The sequence below is a fragment of the Gordonia sp. NPDC003424 genome (assembly GCF_053588655.1).
Window position 1 is genome coordinate 257,967 of record NZ_JBSFQJ010000002.1, and the last position, 17,799, is coordinate 275,765.

The window sequence follows — 17,799 nt, forward strand, 5'->3', positions numbered from 1 at the left end:
GCTACAACCATCCCTTATGCCCTCCGAGGAGTCGTTGGAGACCGCGCAACTCGGTGTTTTCGGATGTGTGTCCGACCGTATCACCGGCCTCCCCGGCCCAGTCGAGAATCATCGAGGCAAGCATCTCGGCCTCCCACTCGCGTTCGTCGGAGTAGCAGGTCCGCCGGAGGGCGGCGTCGGAGTCGTCGTCGGACGGGCCGGCGAGGGCGGAGACGGCCGACAGGTCCCCGAGCATCTGATGTCCGGCGATGAGATGTCCGAACTCGTGGACGATGATCTGGTCCTGATGCAGGCGTGACGTGTTGGCCTGGTAGAAGAAGTAGTCCGCGTCGTCGGCGGCCAGCCAGATCCCGTTGGGCATACCGGCCGGCAACGGATGCGCGATCAATCGAATGGGGCGGCCGCGCCGCTCCCCGAAACGGTCACAGAGCTGGGTGACGTCCAAAGGCAGGTCAAGATCGAGGCCCCGCAGGGTCTCGCGACACAACGTGCGCAGGGCGCGTCGGCTCCGGCGCATCTGCCATCACTCCCGGAAGGAGACTGGTCAGTCTTTTGGCGGCTGCCCATTGACGACCCGCAGATGCGCGTCTGCGGATTCCGCTTCCTCGGACAGCCCGGTCGCTGCGATGTCCGGTGGATCCTTCGGTAGTCCCTGCTGTTCCCGGAGCACCTTGATCAGTTCGTTGACGACGGTGACCGAGTCACTCGACAGGCCGGCGAGGCGGAATGCCGCGAGCTGAACGTTGGTGTCGGCTTGCAGGCGCATCAGGTCGATCTCGTCACGCGTGCGCTGCGCCGCACGATCCTCCAGGAAATAGTGGACGTCGACCCCGAAGGCCGCCGCGATGCCCTCCACCGTGCGGAACGAGGGGGACTTCGCCTTCCCGGATCGCAACTGACTCAGGTACGACTCACCGAGGCGGAAGCCGCGCTCGGTGGACCGAGCCGCGATGGCCTTTGCACTGTATGCGCGCCCATTGGGTCCCGGTACAGTGCGAAACAATTCCTCGAGTCGGCGTGCAAAGAGTCCGGGATCCACCGACTCGAGCTGGTCTGCTTCTTTGCGCGAGTAATCGCCAGCAGACGACTCCGTACTTCGTGAAGTCATCATTCTCCCCGGCAAATAAACCTTGATCCTGCAATCATTAAACTTGCCTATGCATCCTTGATGCAACGCTCGATACAGTGAGAAGCTACCTGACTGTCACCTCCAACCCACACCACCTGTGGCGATACGGTGTGATCACCTATTGTGGCATTGATCACATGAGATCGTAAATTCGGTGTGTTGCATCAAATCGAAGTTTACCGAAGGGTGAACGAAGAGCGACAATAACGACACAGTGCATCCACAGCTGTAACGCAGACACGCTCACCGACGACGGACAGCCCATCCTGGAGCCCACATGACACACCGCGTCCCGCGCGAGAGCCGATCGACCACGCGTCGCATCGGCTCGATGCTCGCTGCCCTCGCGGCGGTGTTCACGCTGGTGTTCGCGGTCGGTGCGGGTTTCGCGTTTTCCGAGCCAGACGGCGTCGCGAACCAAGAGACAGCGTCGACGGGCACCGGGACGGCCAAGGAGAACACCGGGGCGAACAACAGCGGCGAGCCTGGCGACACCAAGCCCGGTGACACCAAGCCCGGCGACACCAAGCCCGGCGACACCAAAGAGGATGACGAAGGCGACAGCAGCCCTGGACCGAGTGGAACCAAGACCACCAAACCCGAGACTTCGACGGACACAACCACCAAGACGACCAGACCGACCACCACAACGACCACGACCACGACCACGCCTGGCGGCGGCGATGGAAACGGTGGCGGCGGCGAAGGTGGCGGCGGCGATGGTGGCGGCGGCGAAGGCGGCGGCGGCGATGGTGGTGACGGCGGCGGAAACGGCGGCGGCGGTAACAGCGGCGGCGGCGTGACCATCACTTACCCGCCCTCTCCCCCGGCGCAGCAACCCGACCCGATCATCACCCCCGGCAGCCCTGGCACGGGCGCCTCGGGCGGCGGACAGACCGGAACCGGCACACTCCCGGCCGGGGTCCCGGTGCCCCGTGTGCCCACCGGTGCGACACCTCCACCGGTCGTCGGGCCACCGGTGGATGGTGCACTGCTCGCCGTGAGCGCGGTGGCCGGCGCCGCCGCGGATACCGATTCGTCGGGCGGTGACGGCAGCACGTCGGACTCGAATTCCGGCGCCGCCGGTGGCTCGGAAAACGGCTCCGGGTCGGGCAACGGCACCGGCTCAGGGAGCGGCAGCGGCTCGGGTAACGGCGGCAGTGGTTCCGCGAGCTCCGGTGACACCACTGGCGGATCGTCGAACTCGTCGGCAGGTCAATCGAACTCGTCGAGCAACGTGGCGGCACCGACCGGGTTCGAAGCCCAACTCGCAGCCACCCGCAAGGTCATCATCGGTCTCGCACCGGGCGCGCTGCTACTGCTCGGCGCCATCGCGCTGCTGGGCAGCGGATCGTTCCTCGAGGCGCTCCGTTCGATGCGGATGTGATCGGAACGCCAGCAACTGGTCCTGATGCGGCACTTGATCTTTCGCGCCGTCTGAGATCCATTCGCGCAGCACTTTGGTGGCCCGCACGTCGTCCTCGTTGTACGCCAGCAGCCGGTCACGCTGGGCCAGGTCGACCGTGGTACCGCCCAGGCCTACCGCGTCGCGGTACCAGTCCATCGACGCTTCTCCGCCGGCCTCGGCGTCGCGCCAGGTGAAGCCGGCCACGGGCGCCACCCTCTTCAACCCTTTTCCGTTGGGACAGATGAAGTTCCGTCCGACTGCGGCGTAGATGTCCACCCATTCCGACGAACCGATGAACGCCTCGATCTCGCCGACGGACGGCACCCCGTGGTCCCCGGCGAACCGGGTCGCCGACCCCAACAACCACCGGTTCTCGGCCTGCTGCGAATAGCAGTAGGCGGCAAAGGTCTTGCCGGCGTCGTACGCCGCCCGACGCTCGGCCATCAGCCATCCCCAGAACTCGGCGAAGGAGCGCGCCTCGTCACGGGTGGGGAGCGGCTGCCAGGTGAGGAACGCCCGATAGCGCACCGGTCGCGACGGATTGGTGTTGTCGGTCAACAACGTGCCCCACATGTACGCGCCGAGCTCTCCGTAGCTCTCCATGTCGACATCGACCTCGACATCGGCGCGCGCCACGCGGGGTTGTGTCAGCCGGCGGATCAGGGGTGTGTCGTTGAGCCAGGCGATCGCATTGATGATCGCGTCGTCGAAAGGGATGTTGCCGGGCCAGTCCCGGGGCGGTTCACCCGTGTAGTGCGCCAGCTGGTCGATGGTGCTCACCCCGATGTCGTCGAGGAGACCCGCCTGGTTGCCGCCGACGACGAGGCTCACATCGCGACGCTGCTCGAGTTCCGGCCCGCAGCGCGGCCACCACGGACAGCTGCGGCACTCACCGATCCGGCGCGGCGCCGTCGCGACGAGGTCGTCGGCGATCGCCCTGCGACGCGCGATCACCCGCTCGTACTCATCGAGAAGCGGCGCCATGTCGTAGACGACGATGCAGTCGGCATCCAGCCCGATGACACCGCCGCGCAGCTCCGATCGGTCTGCCGAGCCGGAGAGCCTCAGATCGCCGAGCATCGCGGTGAGCTGCGCCAGTCGCAGTTGGTCCCGTCGTTGATTGCGCCCGTTGCGGGTCGGGTCCGGTGTGGGGGCCCATGTCCACACCGGGCTGGTGATGGTGGACGGCGGGCGGGGGTCGGTGCCGCGATCCCGTTTGGCGCGATAGCTGACACGGTGATTGACGACGATGATCGGCAGGTACCCGTCGTCGACGTGCAGCAGGAGTTCGGAATGACCGCGACGTCCTCGGGCCCGGTCGGTCGGCAGCGTCGCGTTCCAGATCCACTCGGCACCGTCGTCGCAGGCGCGCAGCGTCGCCTGCACGCGAGTGTCGTGATCGAGGCCGTCGTCGATCACGACTACCGTGCCGGGCGGTTGATCGCTGTGCAGGCCGCGGATCATCTCCCGCACCTTCGCGCGGTGGTCCGCGGCGGCATCTTTGCGGCGCCGGGCTTCGGGGGTCTCGCCGCGGTCGCGCACGATGTCGGGGTGGGCATGATCGAGGAAGAGGCGATGCTCGCAGCCCGACAGATCTCGGGGGTGCAGGACTGTCGCCACTCGTGGTCCTCTCCGGTTGGGCCCTCGTTGGTCTGACACAGACCGGCCGGTTCGAGCCTATGTAATGCTTGTAGCACCTGACCGAGACACCAGGAGGTAGGTCCTCAGATGGGACTGTTCTCGTCCAAAGGCATGACTCGCGCCCAGCGCAAGGCCGAGGCCAAGGCGCTCAAGGCCAAGGCCAAGATGGAGGCCAAGCTCGACCGCAAGGGTCGACGCAAGTCGGACAAGGATCGGCGCCGCGACGAACGCAAACTGCACAAGCAGGATGCCAAGGAGCACCGCAAGACCGCGAAGGCCGACGCCAAGGCACAGGAGAAGGTGGCAAAGGCCGAGGCGAAGACGGTCGCCGCGAAGGCCAAGGCCGCGGCCGACGCCAAGACCCTGAGCCCGGCGAACGTTCGGCGCTATCTCACGGTCGCGCGGCTGGTGTCGCCGATCGTCGTACCGATCGCCTACCGCGCAGCCGTCGGCGCGCGCGGCCAGCTGGCCGCCCTGCAGGCCAACCGCGCGGGCGTCAGCCCGGACGTGTTGCGGCAGTTCTCCGGGCACGGCGCCGCGCTGTCGGCGCGCGTCACGACGGTCCGCAGCGCTCTCGAGAAGATCACGACCAGAGACCCGTCGGACGAGGCGAAGCAATTCGTCAAGGCGATGAACACCCGCCTCGACAATCTCGCGATCGCGGTGGACGCCGCCGAGACGATGCCACCGTCGCAACGCCGTGTCGCCCATCAGTCGATCGACGCCGAGCTCGCCGCGATCGACGCCGATGTGCTGGCCCGGCTGGGTGTGCAGGTCTGATCTAATGACCCCCGACCAGTCTCACTGATCCACCACGCAAGGGAGCGTGCGCAGATGACCGAGCCCGACCCGAACAGCAACGGGCAACCGACGCCATTGAACGACGTCGACAACCCCGCCAAGAAGGCCCCGGCGAAGAAAGCACCGGCGAAGAAGGTCGCGGCGAAGGCCACGCCGGCCAAGAAGGCCCCGGCGAAAAAGGCACCCGCCCGCAAGGCACCCCCGAAGAAGGCCGCGGCCAAGGCTGCTCCGGACGCCAATGCCGTTGCTGCACAACCACAATCAGAGGTGTCGGAATCCGCCGTGACGGCACCGGCGGCCGAAGCAGCCGCCGCAGCGGGCGCGACATCGCAGGCGTCCCCACCGCAGGTCGCCGAACCTCAGGCGACGCAACCCCAGGCGCCAGCACCGGAACCTCAGGCACCGACGGCGCCACCCAGGGCACCAGCGGCGGAACCGGTGAAGCGGCCCCCGGCCGTGGATGTCGTCGCCGAGTCCGACGCACAGCGGGCCACGTTCGCGCAGCTGCGGGCGGGCGCGCCCACCGAGTTGCCGACGGCCAATCACACCCTGCCGATGGCAGCAGCAGGAGCCCTCGGACTCCTGCTGCTGCTCATCGTGGTGTTGCGCCGCCGGCGCTGATCGATCGGATCAGTTCAACTTGTACACCGTCTGACCACCGATCGTGGTTGCCGTGTAATGCTCGGCGACCCAGCTGGAGATCTCGGAGTTGCCGCCGGGGCCGCCCCCACTTCCACCGATGTAGTAGGCGATCTTGCCGTCCTGCACGTAGGCGATGAACTGCTGGAGGGTCGGGGCGGGGTCGCCGCTCCATCCGCCGATCGCCATGACGGCCTTGCCGGTCGCGAGTTCGATGCCGGATGCCGACTGCGAGCCGTTGGTCGCCGCTGCCCACGTCGTGGTTGTGCTCTTCAGGAGATTCACCAACTCGGTGTTCGACGAGATGTCACCCATGCCGCCCGGTCCACCGCCGGCGCGCTGGCTGCCGGTCCCGGATGCCGTTCCGGTGGGCGGTGTGCCGGTCGGCGCGCCGTCACCCTGCTGAGCGGTGCCCTGAGTGCTGCTCTGCTGAGGGCCACCCTGCGTTGATCCGCCCTGCTGAGGGCCACCCTGCTGACCACCACCCGGGCCACCCTGTCCACCACCGGGGCCACCCATGCCGCCGCCCGAGATGGACGTGCTGACCGCGGTCGGGATCGATCCGGTGTGCGGGGTCGCGGCCGTCGCGACGGTGAATGCGGCGGTGCCCGCGAATCCGGCGAGAGCTCCGGCGATCACGGCTCCGGCAACTGCCTTGCGCCAGGCCAGCACACTGCCCACGAGGAACACGATCACGCTGACCGCGGCCACGGCGCCGATCACCCACCGGCACCATTCGGGTCCCCAGTCGTTGCGGTTGAGCAGCACGATCGACCACCAGCCGGCGAGACCGATCATCCCGGCCAGGGTGATCCGGCCGTCCCAATGGTCACGGCGCCGCCACGCGAAGATACTGCCCATGCCGATCAGCGCGCCGATCGCGGGCGCCAGTGCGACCGTGTAGTACGGGTGGATGGTGCCGCTCATGTAGCTGAAGATCAGTCCGGTGACCACCAGCCAGCCGCCCCAGGCAACCACCGCACCGCCCTCGACGCGGCTCAGTCCACCGGTGAACCGGAAGATCGGGAAGCTGCGAACCATCAGGTAGACCGCGAAGGCGAGCGCGAGGAGAGCCACCGGCAGCAGCCAGGAGATCTCGTTGCCCATCTCGGAGCTGAACAGACGGTCGAGTCCGGTCGAGCCGCCGAACGATCCGCCGGCCTGGCCGCCACCACCCGGTCCGCCACCGTTGCCCGCGCCGCCGCTGATGCGTCCGACACCGTTGTAGCCCCACACGAGGTCCATGAACGTGTTGTCACTCGATCCGCCGATGTACGGACGCGACGACGCGGGGACGAGCATGGTCACGACGACGAACCAGCCGGCCGAGACGACGAGCGCGACGGTGGCCCCGACGAGGTGGCCGATCCGCTTGAGCCAGCCGGTGTCGGCGAACATGAGGTAGGCGAGCCCGAATGCCGGAAGCACCAGCAGGCCCTGCAGCATCTTGGTGAGGAACGCGAATCCCAGGGCCACCCCGACCAGCGCGAGCCAGCGTCCGGAGTTGGTCCCGATCGCCCGGGTCAGCGCGTAGCCCGCGGCCACCATCAGCAGCACGAGCAGCGCGTCGGGGTTGTTGAACCGGAACATGAGGGCGGCGGCCGGGGTGAAGGCGAGTACCCCGCCGGCGATGAGTCCGGCGATCGTGCCGTGCACCGGGTCGCGGAACGTGCGTCGCATCGCGCAGTACAGCAGTGCCACGGCGGCGACGCCCATCAACGCCTGCGGTACCAGCGCGGCCCAGCTGTTGACGCCGAAGATCCGCATCGAGAGTCCGGTGACCCATATCGAGGCGGGTGGCTTGTCGACGGTGATGAAGTTGGCGGAGTCGAGCGACCCGAAGAACCAGGCCGTCCAGTTCTGCGACCCGGCCTGCGCGGCCGCGGCGTAGAACGAGTTGCCCCAGCCGCTGGCCGACAGGTTCCACAGATAGAGCACCGCGGTGGTCACCAACAGTCCGGTCAGGGCATACGGACTCCAGCGCACCGCGCGCCGCTTCTTGGGCCGGTCGGGTCGCCAACGCCGACCGCGGTCGGCGTGGGTGGGCGGTGGGCCGTCGGGCACCTGCGTGCCCGGCGCTTCCAGCACTGTTGTCATTGGGTCCTCCTGTCGGATGTCCGACCGTCGAACATCGATGCTTCCACCATGCGTTGCCGCTCTCCGACGACGCTGGATGGTGGCTGGGAGAAGTCTGTGAACGCCTCCCGGCGACCGAGTCGCGCCGCGCAGCGAGGTCGGGACCTTTGGAACTGGAAAAGCCACCCGATTCAGTAGAATCTGGTGACAGGTACTCCATTCACCATCACGGGGGTCGCCATGGAAGGGCGAACGACATCGAGCCGGATGCGCGGCTATCAGCCGTGGTCACGGAATCCGCTGATGCGGCGAGGCGATCGTGTCAGGGCAACCGCATCCCTGGCGGCCATTCTGCTTGCCTTGCTTGCAGTTCCGGTGTGCATCGTGGTCTCCATGGGGACCTACTCGAGCGTCACGAACCGCGTCGACCAAGCGGTCGCGGTGACCGCACACGTCGACTCGGTCGCCGCCACCGCCACACCGTCGCCGGCGCGGGGAGCCGTGGTCTCGTGGAATCGGCAAGGCACCCGCCACACCGGTTCGACCGTGGTCCCGAACGCCACCAAGGCCGGCGATTCCATCCAGGTGTGGCTCGACCGCAACGGCACTCTCGTCCCTGAACCGGCCGGGATGTTCGAACGCCTCCTCACCGCTGCCTGGGCCGGTCTGCTCTGCTGGATGGGCGCGATCGCCGTGACGCTGGCAGGTGTCGGCCTCGTCCACCGGCGCGTCGCCAAACGGCATGCCGCGCTCTGGGATCTCGAGTGGACCGAGGCCAGCCAGACGAACGGTTGGGCGTCTCACTAAGCGTCCCTGGCACTCCCGACTCTGCCGCGTTCGCCGGCGGGAGTGTTCGGCTGCGGTCCGAATGCGGGCGCGCATGGGTGGTTGCGGGTGCGTCATCGACCCCCCAACGCCCCGATCGGTGCAAGACCGCCGACACTCACGCCGAGCCGCCGGTCGCGCCGCGGAACTTCGGTGCGCCGACCACCACCGTCGCCCCGGCGGCTGGCACGGCGGCAAGCTTCGCCATGGCCTCCACCGCGCATCGCCCGGCGCCAGGGATGGCGGCGTGCGCGGCCGACGTGCCCGTGAGCACGGTGCGCTCCCGATTCGTCTGTCCGATTCATCTGCGCCCGATTCATCTGCGACCAGTCGCCGGACGCCCGGCACACAACGATGTTGATGACCTGACCGGTATTCGGCGCTGACCGCGGCCGATCCGCGCGCTCCAGCGGGATCCCCGGTGCCCGACCGCCGGTCGTCGTTGTGGCGCGACCGCTCGGTCACGGTTTCGCCGATCGGCTGCACCGGCCCGATTACCGGAACGACGGCACGGATCACTCTTGACGGGCGATGAGCGGCATGCCACAATTTTGATCACTTCGTTCATCTACTGAACACATCAAGCCTGAGGGTCTTTCGAGAGGAGCTGTCGTCAATGTCGACGATTCGCGAAGCGGTCACCGCACTGGCCGAGAAGAAGATGGTCCTCGTCGTCGACGACGAGGACCGAGAGAACGAGGGCGACCTGATCATGGCCGCCGAGCACGCCACCACCGACACCGTCGCGTTCTTCCTCGAACACACTTCCGGCTTCCTCTGTGTGTCGATCGACGAAGATCGGGCTCGCCGACTCGACCTGGATCTGATGGTCACCGACAACACCGATCGTCATCGGACCGCATTCTTGATCAGCGTCGACTACCGGCATGGCACATCGACCGGCATCAGTGCCGGGGATCGCGCCGCCACCGTTCGAGCTTTGGCCGATCCCCGTCTGGCCCCCGCAGATCTCGCTCGACCCGGACACGTCATGCCTCTGCTCGCCAAACCCGGCGGCGTCCTCGAGCGGCCTGGTCACACCGAGGCCGGCGTCGACCTGTGCCGGCTGGCCGGGCTGTCCGGTGCGGCACTCCTGTGCGAGATCGTCACCCCGGACCGTCGGGAGATGATGCGGGGCAAGGATCTGCGGAACTTCGCGGCCGCCCACCGCATTCCGATGATCTCCATCGCCGACCTGCAGGCCTACCGCAGTCAGACCGACAGCGCGGCGGTGACCACGATCCGCCCGCGCCTGCTGCCGACGCCCGACTCGGTCACCCGCACCGGTGCCAGCACATTGCCCACCGAGGTGGGCACCTTCGAGGCGGTGGCCTACCGTGGCGGCGGCGGTGTCGAACACATGGCGCTGGTGATGGGCGACCTGGCCGCGGCCCACGCTCCTCTCGTCCGGATCCACAGCGAGTGCATCACCGGTGATCTCGCCGGCTCCCTGCGGTGTGATTGCGGCGTCCAGTTTCGAAACGCGTTGAGCGCCATAGCCGATGCCGGGTGCGGCGCCGTGATCTATCTACGTGGACACGAGGGCCGGGGCATCGGACTCGGGCACAAGCTGCAAGCGTACGAACTGCAGCAGCACGAAGGTCTCGACACCATCGATGCCAACCTGCGGCTGGGCCTCCCCGTCGATTCCCGGAGTTACGACGACGCGTGCGCCATCCTCGACGATCTCGGGGTGCGCGCGCTGCGCTTGATGACCAACAACCCCGACAAGGCAATCGCCGTCACGGAGCACGGGGTTCGCGTCGTCGAGCAGGTCGCCCACGAGTCGACACCCACCCGCCACAACCGTCCCTACCTCCTGGCCAAGCGTGACCGCTTGGGCCACAACCTGAAACGGCTCGGCTGACGCCGAGCGACCCGAAGAATCACCCGTTGAAAGGAACCGCATCAATGACCACCGTCGAGAGCATCGTTCAGACCCGCCCCGCCCCGTTCACCTGGGCCCAATCCGCCCAGTACAGCCAGGGAACGCGCTCCGGTGACCTCGTCTTCACCTCGGGCCAGGCCGGCTACGACGACGCCGGCAACCTGGTGGACGGCGGTTTCGAGGCGCAGGCGCGTCAGGTGCTGACCAACATCAAGGCCGTGCTCGAACAGCACGGCGCCTCGCTCGACTCGGTGGTGAAGTTGACCGCCTACCTGGGCGACCGCGCCGACTTCGAAACGTTCAAAAAGGTGCGCGGCGAGTTCTTCTCGAGCCCATGGCCGGCGGTGACCGCCGTACAGAACTCGTTCCTGGTCGACGGCATGCTCGTCGAGATGGACGCCATCGCCACCGTCGGCGGTCGTCGCGTCGCCGTCGACTGATCTGTTCGCTCCCGCCCCCCAATTGCACTGATCAGGATCTTCATGTCCAACACACTGTTTCCGAATCTGTTGTCGCCGTTGCAGATCGGCGCCGTCACGCTCCGTAACCGGATCTTCTCGTCCGGCCACGACACCGTGATGGTCCACGACGGAGCTGTCACCGATCAGCTCGTCGAATACCACCGGGCGCGGGCGATCGGGGGTGCGGGCCTGATCATCATGCAGGTGGCGGGAATACACGAGACCGCGCACTACACCTCGCACTCGTTGATGGCCACCGACGACAGTTGCATCGACGGCTACCGACGGGTCGCCGACGCCGTACATCCCCACGGCTGCGCGCTGTTCGGTCAGGTCTTCCACCCCGGGCGCGAGATCATGGAGTCCACCGACGGCGCATTGCCGGTTGCATATGCGCCGTCGGCGGTCCCCAACGAGCGGTTCCGGGTCATGCCCCGGCCGATGTCGGAGACGATGATCGCCGAGATCATCGCGGGATATGCGGCGGGTGCGCGCCGCCTACAGCAGGCCGGTCTCGACGGCGTGGAGATCGTCGCCAGCCACGGCTATCTGCCGGCTCAATTTCTCAGTCCGACAGTCAATCTCCGAACCGACGCCTACGGTGGCGATCTCGACGGCCGCATGCGGTTCCTGCGCGAGGCGATTGCCGCCGTGCGGGCCGCCGTCGGCCCGGAGTTCGCCGTCGGTGTGCGGCTGTCGAGCAGTGAGCACAATTTCGCCGAAGAGGAGAGTGCGGATGTCGTCGAGATCTGCCGACGACTCGACGCCGACGGCGGCCTCGACTACATCGGCATCACCGAGGGTACGTCGGCGAGCATCGGCGGTTCGCTGCACATCGTTCCGCCGATGAGCGAGGCCGCGGCCTACGCGGCGCGGGGCGCCAAGGACATCACCGACGCCGTCTCGATTCCTGTGTTGGTGGCGGGGCGCATCAATCAGCCGCACGAGGCCGAGATCGTCATCGCGGGCGGTCAGGCCGACGCCTGCGCCATGACCCGCGCACTCATCTGTGACCCGGACATGCCGGCCAAGGCGGAAGCCGAACGCCCCGATGACATCCGGGCCTGCATCGGATGCAACCAGGCGTGTATCGGCCACTTCCAGTCCGGGTATCCCATCTCGTGCATCCAGCGTCCGGAGACCGGGCGTGAACGCGAGTACGGCACCCTCACAATCTCGCCGAAACCGAAGGACGTGATGGTCGTCGGCGGCGGCCCGGCGGGCATGAAGGCCGCGTCCATCGCGGCCCAGCGCGGCCATCGGGTCACGCTCTTCGAGGCCTCCGGTCATGTCGGCGGGCAGGTCCGACTGGCCGAGTTGCTTCCCGGCCGCTCCGAGTTCGGCGGCGCCACAACCAATCTGCAGGCCGAGCTCGATCGCTACGGCGTGATCGTGAAGACGCACACCGAGGTGGACGCCGCCGTGATCGCCGAACACCGGCCCGATCACGTGATCGTGGCCACCGGTGCACGGCCCTATCGGCCGCCGTTGGAACTCGACGGCGACATGCCGGTCTTCGACGCCTGGGAAGTGCTCACCGCATCCGCGTCGAACACTCCCAAGGGCGAGATCGTGGTCGCCGACTGGCGCTGCGACTGGACCGGCCTGGGTGTCGCGGAGCTACTCGCACGAGAAGGCCGTCGGGTCACGCTCTGCGTCAACGGTTTTGCCGCCGGCGAGAATCTGCAACGATTCACCCGCATCTCCATGCTGCGCTCTGCCGCCGAGGCCAAGGTGAAGATCATCCCGACCGCACGGCTGTTCGGTGCCGACGACGACACGGTCTACCTGGTCGACACCATCACCGGTGAGCCGATCATCCTCGACGGCATCGCCGGACTCGTTCTGGCACTGGGCCATCGGCAGAACGACGGATTGCTCACCGATCTGGAATCCAGCGGTATCCCGTTCACCGGTGTCGGCGACTGCCTGTCCCCGCGGACAGTCGAGGAGGCCGTTCTCGACGGACTGAGGGCCGCCACCGCCCTCTGATCTGACCAAAACTGCTCTTCCTTCACCTGCCTACATCAACTGACCAAGGAGCAACCGTGTCCATCGCTTCAGATGTCCTGGCAAGACCGTCGATCCGACCACCGGTCGGCGGGTTCAGCACTTCCCCACGTGTCTCCGGCACATCAGCTTCACCCTGGTGCGCGGTTCGATCGATGTAGTTCATCGACCGCACCATCCCGATACCAGGTGCCCTGCCGTGTGACGTCCGGCAGGGCACCTTTTGTCGTTGCACGGACGGCCATCCGGTCCATTGTCGTATCACGAAATGAGATCACCATGACCTCCGCAAGCCACCATTCGATCCCCGGCACCATGTCCGCCGTCCTCCTCACCGGCCACGGCGGACTCGACAAACTCGAATACCGCACCGATGTGCCGACCCCCCAAGCCAAATCCGATGAGGTACTCATCCACGTCGCCGCAGCGGGCATCAACAACACGGACGTCAACACCCGCATCGGTCTCAAGATCTCCAAGACCGGCGGTCTCACCCGCGGACGGCGACACCACGACATCTGCCAGGCTGCGGGCATGACGATGAGCGTCCAGGACACCACCGGATCGGCGATCGCGTTCGCGGCAATCCTTCACCTCGGTGCGAGCATCGCGCCACGCTTCCTGCGCTGCATCCTCAACACCGAGGACATGGTCACGCTCACGACCGCCGATCTCGCGATCGCCCGGAACGGCGCCGGCGGGGTTCTGGCGCCGACCATGCCGGGTCTGGGAATCGACGTCCGCCAGGCCGTCCTCGGCGAACCCGTCGCTACCTGGGCGCGGTAGACACACCGTACTCGGAGCCCGACCTGTAATGCGAAAGTTCCTCCCCCACAGCTACGTTCGTCCGCCCCTTGCCGGGGGCGGACGAACGTAGAGCGGCCGGAAGAAATGCGGCTATGGACAGCCTGGATCAGACGGCGAGTTCTTTCACGTTGATCGCCGCCATCTTGCCCGTGTCACCGAGCGCGCGTCCGGTCATCTCCGGGGCCATCCGCTGGGCCACAACGGCGCCGACGACACAGAACACTGCGGCGACGATCATCGTCGTGGCACCGCCGAGGTTGGTCATGGAAAATGGCAGGAGGAAAGTACCCATGGCCGCACCGATACGGCTGACGGCGCAGGCGAATCCGGTCCCCAGGCCGCGGATCTCGGTGGGCAGGACCTCACCCGGATAGACGCCGGTCAGGGCGGTGTACATCGCGTTGAAGAACGCAAAGACGAAGAAGCACAACAGGATGACCATCGTCGGCGCATCGACCCACGCTCCGATGATCACCAGCGCGACCGCGCAGATCCATTGCGGCATAATGGTGAGGCGGCGCCGGCCGACCCGTTCGATCGCGACGACGGCGACCATGACACCGAACATCGCCGCTGCGTTCACGATGATGCCGCCGGCCAGACCGTCGCTGAGACCGTACTTCTCCAGCACGCTGGCGGCGAAGGTGGCGATGGCGAAGTACGGTGTGACCGCACAGAACCAGAAGACCGAGATGAAGATGACGTTGCGACGATTCCGGTCGTTGAACAGGTGGCGGAACGAACCGCGTTCTCCCGTCTCATTGGCAAGGTCTGCGATGTCATCGGGATCCTCCAGATACCGTTCGGCGATCCGCAGAGCATCCGCCTCGCGCTTCTGCTGCATGAGCCACCGCGGGGATTCGGGCATACCGATACGGGCTATCAGGAGAATGACTGCCGGCAATGTGCTGGTGCCCAAAATGATTCGCCAATCCACGTCCCAGGTGTTCACCATGAAGTAGCCGACGACGAAGGCGAACACGAACCCGACGTACCAGAGCACTTCCTGCAGGGCGAGGAGTCTCCCGCGCAGTCGCCGGGGACTGAACTCGGACTGCAGCGGCCATCCGATGGAGTAATCGGCGCCGATCGCAATTCCCATCAGCAACCGGATGACGAACAACAAGAGCACCGAGTGAACGAAGAACTGGGCGAACGAGGCGGCCGTGAACAGGATCAGATCGCAGGTGAAGAGCAGCTTGCGTCCGAGTCTGTCGGTGAGCCACCCACCGAGCGGTCCGCCGATGAAGATGCCGATCAACGCTGCTGATGCGACCGCGCCCTCGGCGAAGACCGACATCGACAGATCGGTCTTGATCAGACCGATCACGGTCCCGATGATGCCGAGGATGTAGCCGTCGAGAAACATGCCACCGGAAACGACGGCTGTCAGACGTATCAGGAATCGGCGTTTTCGGGCCGCATCACTCTGGGTGTCAAGGAATGTGGTGTCGTCGTTCACGGTGGAACTCCTTTGGCGACGCGCAGAAAGTTGGTGGCTCGCCGGGCGCACCGAAAGAGGTGCGCGGGCAATCCGGCGGTGGGCAGGGCCGGCGCGTGATTTCGACCCTCATTCGTTCACTGTATGAACGAATCATTCGTAGTGTGACACCCGCCTCTTTTGGCTGTCAAGAGGTTGGGCCGTCACAAACAACCGCCGATACGCCCCTTGACACTGTGCCCCCGGTCACTCTATTGTTCTGCGGTATCCATCAGGTGATGGAAGCATTCACCTAGTGAACATCCAAGGAATCGCCATGACAAAGCACATGAAACTGCTGGCCTTCGACTTCAACGGACCGTCACATCTGTCCGCCGGCTTGTGGCGCCACGAACGTGACCGGGGCGAGCAGCACAAGAACATCCATGCGTGGATCGAATACGCACAGATGCTCGAGGCCGCATGCTTCGACGGCATGTTCTTCGCCGACAATGACGGCTACCACGAGAAATACAATGGGAGCGTCGACGCCGCCCTGCGCGACGCCGCCCAGATCCCCACCAACGATCCGTCATACCTCGTGCCGGCGCTGGCCGCCGCCACCCGGCACCTGGGCTTCGGCGTGACCACCTCGACGGCCTACACACCTCCGTACACCGTCGCGCGGAAGTTCGCGACGCTCGATCACCTGACCGACGGTCGCGTCGGCTGGAATGTGGTGACCTCGTACTCCGACTCCGCCGCCCGCAACCTGGGCAACGGCACGCAGCTCGCCCATGACGAGCGCTACGAGCGCGCCGACGAGTTCATCGACGTCGCACTGAAGCTCCTCGAGGGATCGTGGGAAGACGACGCCGTGGTCCGCGACCGCGCGACCTGCACGTACGTCGATCCGGCCCGCGTGCACGAGATCCGGCACGAGGGCAAGCACTTCACGGTCCCCGGGATCTTTGCGTGCGAACCGTCGACGCAGCGCACCCCGGTGATCTTCCAGGCCGGGGGCTCGCCGGCAGGCGTCGCCCTGGCCGCCAAGACCGCAGAGGCGGTCTTCATGAACTCGATGTCCAAGTCCGGTTTGAAGAAGCAGGTCGATGCCCTGCGCGCGAAAGCAGCCGAGTTCGGTCGAGACCCGAGGCACATCGCTGTCCTGCAGATGATCACCGTCATCTCGGCCGCGACCGATGAGGAGGCGCAGCAGAAGTACCGCGAGTACCTCGACCTGGTCTCCTACGAAGGCGCGATGGCCCGCTACAGCGGCTGGACCGGCCTCGACATGGCGCAGTTCGACCCCGACCAGCCGTTCGAGGACGTCAAGACCAATGCCGGCCAGACGATGGTGGACGTTTACACCAAACTCGACCCGGGCAAGAAGTGGACACCCCGCGACATCGCCCTGGAGAACGGCATCGGCGGTACCTCTCCGGTGATTGTCGGAGGACCGGAAACCGTTGCAGATCAATTGATCTCGTGGATGGAGGAAACCGGCATCGACGGATTCAACGTTGCGCACGCAGTCAAGTTCGCCGACGTGGAGGACTTCGCCACCCACGTCGTCCCGGAATTGCAGCGTCGTGGCGCCATGCGCACCTCCTACGACGGGAACACCCTGCGAGAGAATATCTTCGGTGCCGGCAATATCCGGCTCTTCGATGATCACCCGGGTGCCGAACTCCACCGCACAGCGACCGCCGCGGACTTCTCGGAGGTGATCCCGGCATGAGCGTCATCGTCACCACCGAACCGGAAATCGTCGATCCGGCACAGTTTCGCCAGGTCTTCGGGACCCTGCCCACCGGCGTCACCGCCATCACCGGCCTGACCGACTGCGGTACACCGTGCGGCTTGATCGTCGGTACCTTCGGTTCGCTGTCGCAGGACCCACCGTTGGCCACCTTCTGCGTGGACAAGGGCTCGAGCACCTGGCCGAAGCTCCGATCACTGGGCCGCTTCACCGCCAACATCCTGTCCACCGACCAACTGCCCGTGTGCCGGGCCCTGGCCCGGAAAGGTGAGGAGAAGTTCCGCGGCATCAGCTACACCGAGTCGGTGATCGGCACCCCGCGCATCGCGGGTGCGGCGGCCTGGGTGGACTGCGAAGTCCTCTCCGAAGTCGTCGCCGGCGACCACTTCGTCATCGTCGGCGCCATCCGAGCGCTGGATGCCGGAGAAGGTGACGCGATGCTCTTCCGCGCCGGAAAGTTCGGCGACTTCAACCTCTGGCCCACCCCCGACCCGACCACCCAGGAGCGCACCGCATGACCAGCATGCTCGACCAGGTCACCACCGCCTGGTCCAAGGCCTGGGGCGACGGTGACACCGCGGCCTTCCAGGCCATCACCGGCCCCGGCTACGTCCGCCACTCCAAGACCGGAGAGGAGACGCTGACCGACGTCCTGCTCCAGATCTCCGAGCAGCACAGTGCCTTCAGCGGTTTCCGGATGCGCATCCTCACCGTGGTCGAAGGCGACGGCATCATCGCCATCCACTGGGAGAGCAGCGGTACGCATTCCGGCGACTTCATGGGTGTGCCGGCCACCGGACGCCCGGTGACCGTCACCGGCGCCTCCTTCATCAACCACCGCGACGGACTGATCACCTCCGAGGCGGTCGTGTGGGATCCACGCGAAATGCTCGCCGCCGTTGGTATCTGGCACCTGGCTCACTGACCGACCG

At 66.3% G+C, this 17,799-nt stretch carries 17 protein-coding genes; 11 read left to right on the plus strand and 6 right to left on the minus strand.

Annotation, left to right across the window (positions count from 1 at the left end; genetic code table 11):
• Position 1: 1 nt before the first annotated feature.
• Both ACWDTI_RS03800 and ACWDTI_RS03805 read right to left on the minus strand, forming a co-directional pair.
• Complete coding sequence (locus tag ACWDTI_RS03800) at positions 2-517, minus strand: hypothetical protein (RefSeq protein WP_449736703.1); 516 nt, start codon at positions 515-517, stop codon at positions 2-4.
• Between the two features lie 27 nt (positions 518-544).
• Positions 545-1,108, minus strand: coding sequence for an XRE family transcriptional regulator (locus ACWDTI_RS03805; protein WP_449736704.1), 564 nt, complete (start codon positions 1,106-1,108; stop codon positions 545-547).
• Positions 1,109-1,406: 298 nt separating this feature from the next.
• On the opposite strand from ACWDTI_RS03805, the gene ACWDTI_RS03810 reads away from it, so the two are divergent.
• On the plus strand, positions 1,407-2,516 hold the full coding sequence (locus ACWDTI_RS03810; protein ID WP_449736705.1) for a hypothetical protein: 1,110 nt from the start codon (positions 1,407-1,409) through the stop codon (positions 2,514-2,516).
• On the opposite strand, the gene ACWDTI_RS03815 is transcribed toward ACWDTI_RS03810, so the two are convergent.
• Positions 2,445-4,157, minus strand: coding sequence for a TM0106 family RecB-like putative nuclease (locus ACWDTI_RS03815; RefSeq protein WP_449736706.1), 1,713 nt, complete (start codon positions 4,155-4,157; stop codon positions 2,445-2,447). The genes ACWDTI_RS03810 and ACWDTI_RS03815 overlap by 72 nt on opposite strands.
• 108 nt (positions 4,158-4,265) lie before the next feature.
• Here ACWDTI_RS03815 and ACWDTI_RS03820 point away from each other — a divergent pair, with 108 nt between their 5' ends.
• Together ACWDTI_RS03820 and ACWDTI_RS03825 are read left to right on the plus strand one after the other, a co-directional pair.
• Positions 4,266-4,958: a DUF6474 family protein gene (locus ACWDTI_RS03820; RefSeq protein ID WP_449736707.1), complete on the plus strand. Its 693-nt coding sequence runs from the start codon at positions 4,266-4,268 to the stop codon at positions 4,956-4,958.
• A 54-nt stretch (positions 4,959-5,012) separates the two neighbouring features.
• Complete coding sequence (locus ACWDTI_RS03825; protein WP_449736708.1) at positions 5,013-5,600, plus strand: hypothetical protein; 588 nt, start codon at positions 5,013-5,015, stop codon at positions 5,598-5,600.
• Between the two features lie 9 nt (positions 5,601-5,609).
• On the opposite strand, the gene ACWDTI_RS03830 is transcribed toward ACWDTI_RS03825, so the two are convergent.
• Complete coding sequence (locus tag ACWDTI_RS03830; RefSeq protein WP_449736709.1) at positions 5,610-7,715, minus strand: ArnT family glycosyltransferase; 2,106 nt, start codon at positions 7,713-7,715, stop codon at positions 5,610-5,612.
• 246 nt (positions 7,716-7,961) lie between these two features.
• Between ACWDTI_RS03830 and ACWDTI_RS03835 the strand changes: the two genes are divergently transcribed.
• From ACWDTI_RS03835 to ACWDTI_RS03850, 4 genes are all read left to right on the plus strand, one after another.
• Positions 7,962-8,501 (plus strand): Rv1733c family protein, encoded by a 540-nt coding sequence (locus tag ACWDTI_RS03835; RefSeq protein ID WP_449736951.1) that lies wholly within the window; start codon positions 7,962-7,964, stop codon positions 8,499-8,501.
• Positions 8,502-9,135: 634 nt separating this feature from the next.
• The gene (ribB, locus tag ACWDTI_RS03840; RefSeq protein WP_449736710.1) at positions 9,136-10,386 is read left to right on the plus strand and encodes a 3,4-dihydroxy-2-butanone-4-phosphate synthase; all 1,251 of its coding nucleotides are present in this window, start codon (positions 9,136-9,138) and stop codon (positions 10,384-10,386) included.
• A 44-nt stretch (positions 10,387-10,430) separates the two neighbouring features.
• Positions 10,431-10,847 (plus strand): RidA family protein, encoded by a 417-nt coding sequence (locus ACWDTI_RS03845; RefSeq protein WP_449736711.1) that lies wholly within the window; start codon positions 10,431-10,433, stop codon positions 10,845-10,847.
• Between the two features lie 42 nt (positions 10,848-10,889).
• On the plus strand, positions 10,890-12,860 hold the full coding sequence (locus ACWDTI_RS03850; RefSeq protein WP_449736712.1) for an oxidoreductase: 1,971 nt from the start codon (positions 10,890-10,892) through the stop codon (positions 12,858-12,860).
• A 22-nt stretch (positions 12,861-12,882) separates the two neighbouring features.
• Here the strand turns inward: ACWDTI_RS03850 and ACWDTI_RS03855 are convergent, their stop codons facing one another.
• Positions 12,883-13,044 carry a hypothetical protein gene (locus ACWDTI_RS03855; RefSeq protein WP_449736713.1) on the minus strand — a complete coding sequence of 54 codons (162 nt, stop codon included), beginning with the start codon at positions 13,042-13,044 and terminating at the stop codon, positions 12,883-12,885.
• 113 nt (positions 13,045-13,157) lie between these two features.
• On the opposite strand from ACWDTI_RS03855, the gene ACWDTI_RS03860 reads away from it, so the two are divergent.
• Positions 13,158-13,664 carry an enolase C-terminal domain-like protein gene (locus ACWDTI_RS03860; RefSeq protein ID WP_449736714.1) on the plus strand — a complete coding sequence of 169 codons (507 nt, stop codon included), beginning with the start codon at positions 13,158-13,160 and terminating at the stop codon, positions 13,662-13,664.
• Positions 13,665-13,791: 127 nt separating this feature from the next.
• Here the strand turns inward: ACWDTI_RS03860 and ACWDTI_RS03865 are convergent, their stop codons facing one another.
• Positions 13,792-15,147, minus strand: coding sequence for an MFS transporter (locus tag ACWDTI_RS03865; RefSeq protein WP_449736715.1), 1,356 nt, complete (start codon positions 15,145-15,147; stop codon positions 13,792-13,794).
• 289 nt (positions 15,148-15,436) lie between these two features.
• Between ACWDTI_RS03865 and ACWDTI_RS03870 the strand changes: the two genes are divergently transcribed.
• The 3 genes from ACWDTI_RS03870 to ACWDTI_RS03880 are packed head-to-tail and all read left to right on the plus strand — an operon-like array spanning position 15,437 to position 17,792.
• Positions 15,437-16,846 carry an LLM class flavin-dependent oxidoreductase gene (locus ACWDTI_RS03870; RefSeq protein ID WP_449736952.1) on the plus strand — a complete coding sequence of 470 codons (1,410 nt, stop codon included), beginning with the start codon at positions 15,437-15,439 and terminating at the stop codon, positions 16,844-16,846.
• Positions 16,843-17,385, plus strand: coding sequence for a flavin reductase family protein (locus ACWDTI_RS03875; RefSeq protein WP_449736716.1), 543 nt, complete (start codon positions 16,843-16,845; stop codon positions 17,383-17,385). The genes ACWDTI_RS03870 and ACWDTI_RS03875 overlap by 4 nt, the downstream gene beginning before the upstream one ends.
• The gene (locus ACWDTI_RS03880) at positions 17,382-17,792 is read left to right on the plus strand and encodes an ester cyclase (RefSeq protein WP_449736717.1); all 411 of its coding nucleotides are present in this window, start codon (positions 17,382-17,384) and stop codon (positions 17,790-17,792) included. Before ACWDTI_RS03875 ends, ACWDTI_RS03880 begins: the two co-directional genes overlap by 4 nt.
• Positions 17,793-17,799 lie beyond the last annotated feature (7 nt).

What these genes read in the sequence shown, in the direction of transcription:
- ACWDTI_RS03820 (WP_449736707.1), top strand. Translation starts at nt 4,266, where the DNA reads ATGGGACTGTTCTCGTCCAAAGGCATGACTCGCGCCCAGCGCAAGGCC.
- ACWDTI_RS03805 (WP_449736704.1), bottom strand. Translation starts at nt 1,108, where the DNA reads ATGACTTCACGAAGTACGGAGTCGTCTGCTGGCGATTACTCGCGCAAA.
- ACWDTI_RS03830 (WP_449736709.1), bottom strand. Translation starts at nt 7,715, where the DNA reads ATGACAACAGTGCTGGAAGCGCCGGGCACGCAGGTGCCCGACGGCCCA.
- ACWDTI_RS03800 (WP_449736703.1), bottom strand. Translation starts at nt 517, where the DNA reads ATGCGCCGGAGCCGACGCGCCCTGCGCACGTTGTGTCGCGAGACCCTG.
- ACWDTI_RS03875 (WP_449736716.1), top strand. Translation starts at nt 16,843, where the DNA reads ATGAGCGTCATCGTCACCACCGAACCGGAAATCGTCGATCCGGCACAG.
- ACWDTI_RS03850 (WP_449736712.1), top strand. Translation starts at nt 10,890, where the DNA reads ATGTCCAACACACTGTTTCCGAATCTGTTGTCGCCGTTGCAGATCGGC.
- ACWDTI_RS03860 (WP_449736714.1), top strand. Translation starts at nt 13,158, where the DNA reads ATGACCTCCGCAAGCCACCATTCGATCCCCGGCACCATGTCCGCCGTC.
- ACWDTI_RS03855 (WP_449736713.1), bottom strand. Translation starts at nt 13,044, where the DNA reads ATGAACTACATCGATCGAACCGCGCACCAGGGTGAAGCTGATGTGCCG.
- ACWDTI_RS03810 (WP_449736705.1), top strand. Translation starts at nt 1,407, where the DNA reads ATGACACACCGCGTCCCGCGCGAGAGCCGATCGACCACGCGTCGCATC.
- ACWDTI_RS03835 (WP_449736951.1), top strand. Translation starts at nt 7,962, where the DNA reads ATGCGCGGCTATCAGCCGTGGTCACGGAATCCGCTGATGCGGCGAGGC.
- ribB (WP_449736710.1), top strand. Translation starts at nt 9,136, where the DNA reads ATGTCGACGATTCGCGAAGCGGTCACCGCACTGGCCGAGAAGAAGATG.
- ACWDTI_RS03825 (WP_449736708.1), top strand. Translation starts at nt 5,013, where the DNA reads ATGACCGAGCCCGACCCGAACAGCAACGGGCAACCGACGCCATTGAAC.
- ACWDTI_RS03880 (WP_449736717.1), top strand. Translation starts at nt 17,382, where the DNA reads ATGACCAGCATGCTCGACCAGGTCACCACCGCCTGGTCCAAGGCCTGG.
- ACWDTI_RS03845 (WP_449736711.1), top strand. Translation starts at nt 10,431, where the DNA reads ATGACCACCGTCGAGAGCATCGTTCAGACCCGCCCCGCCCCGTTCACC.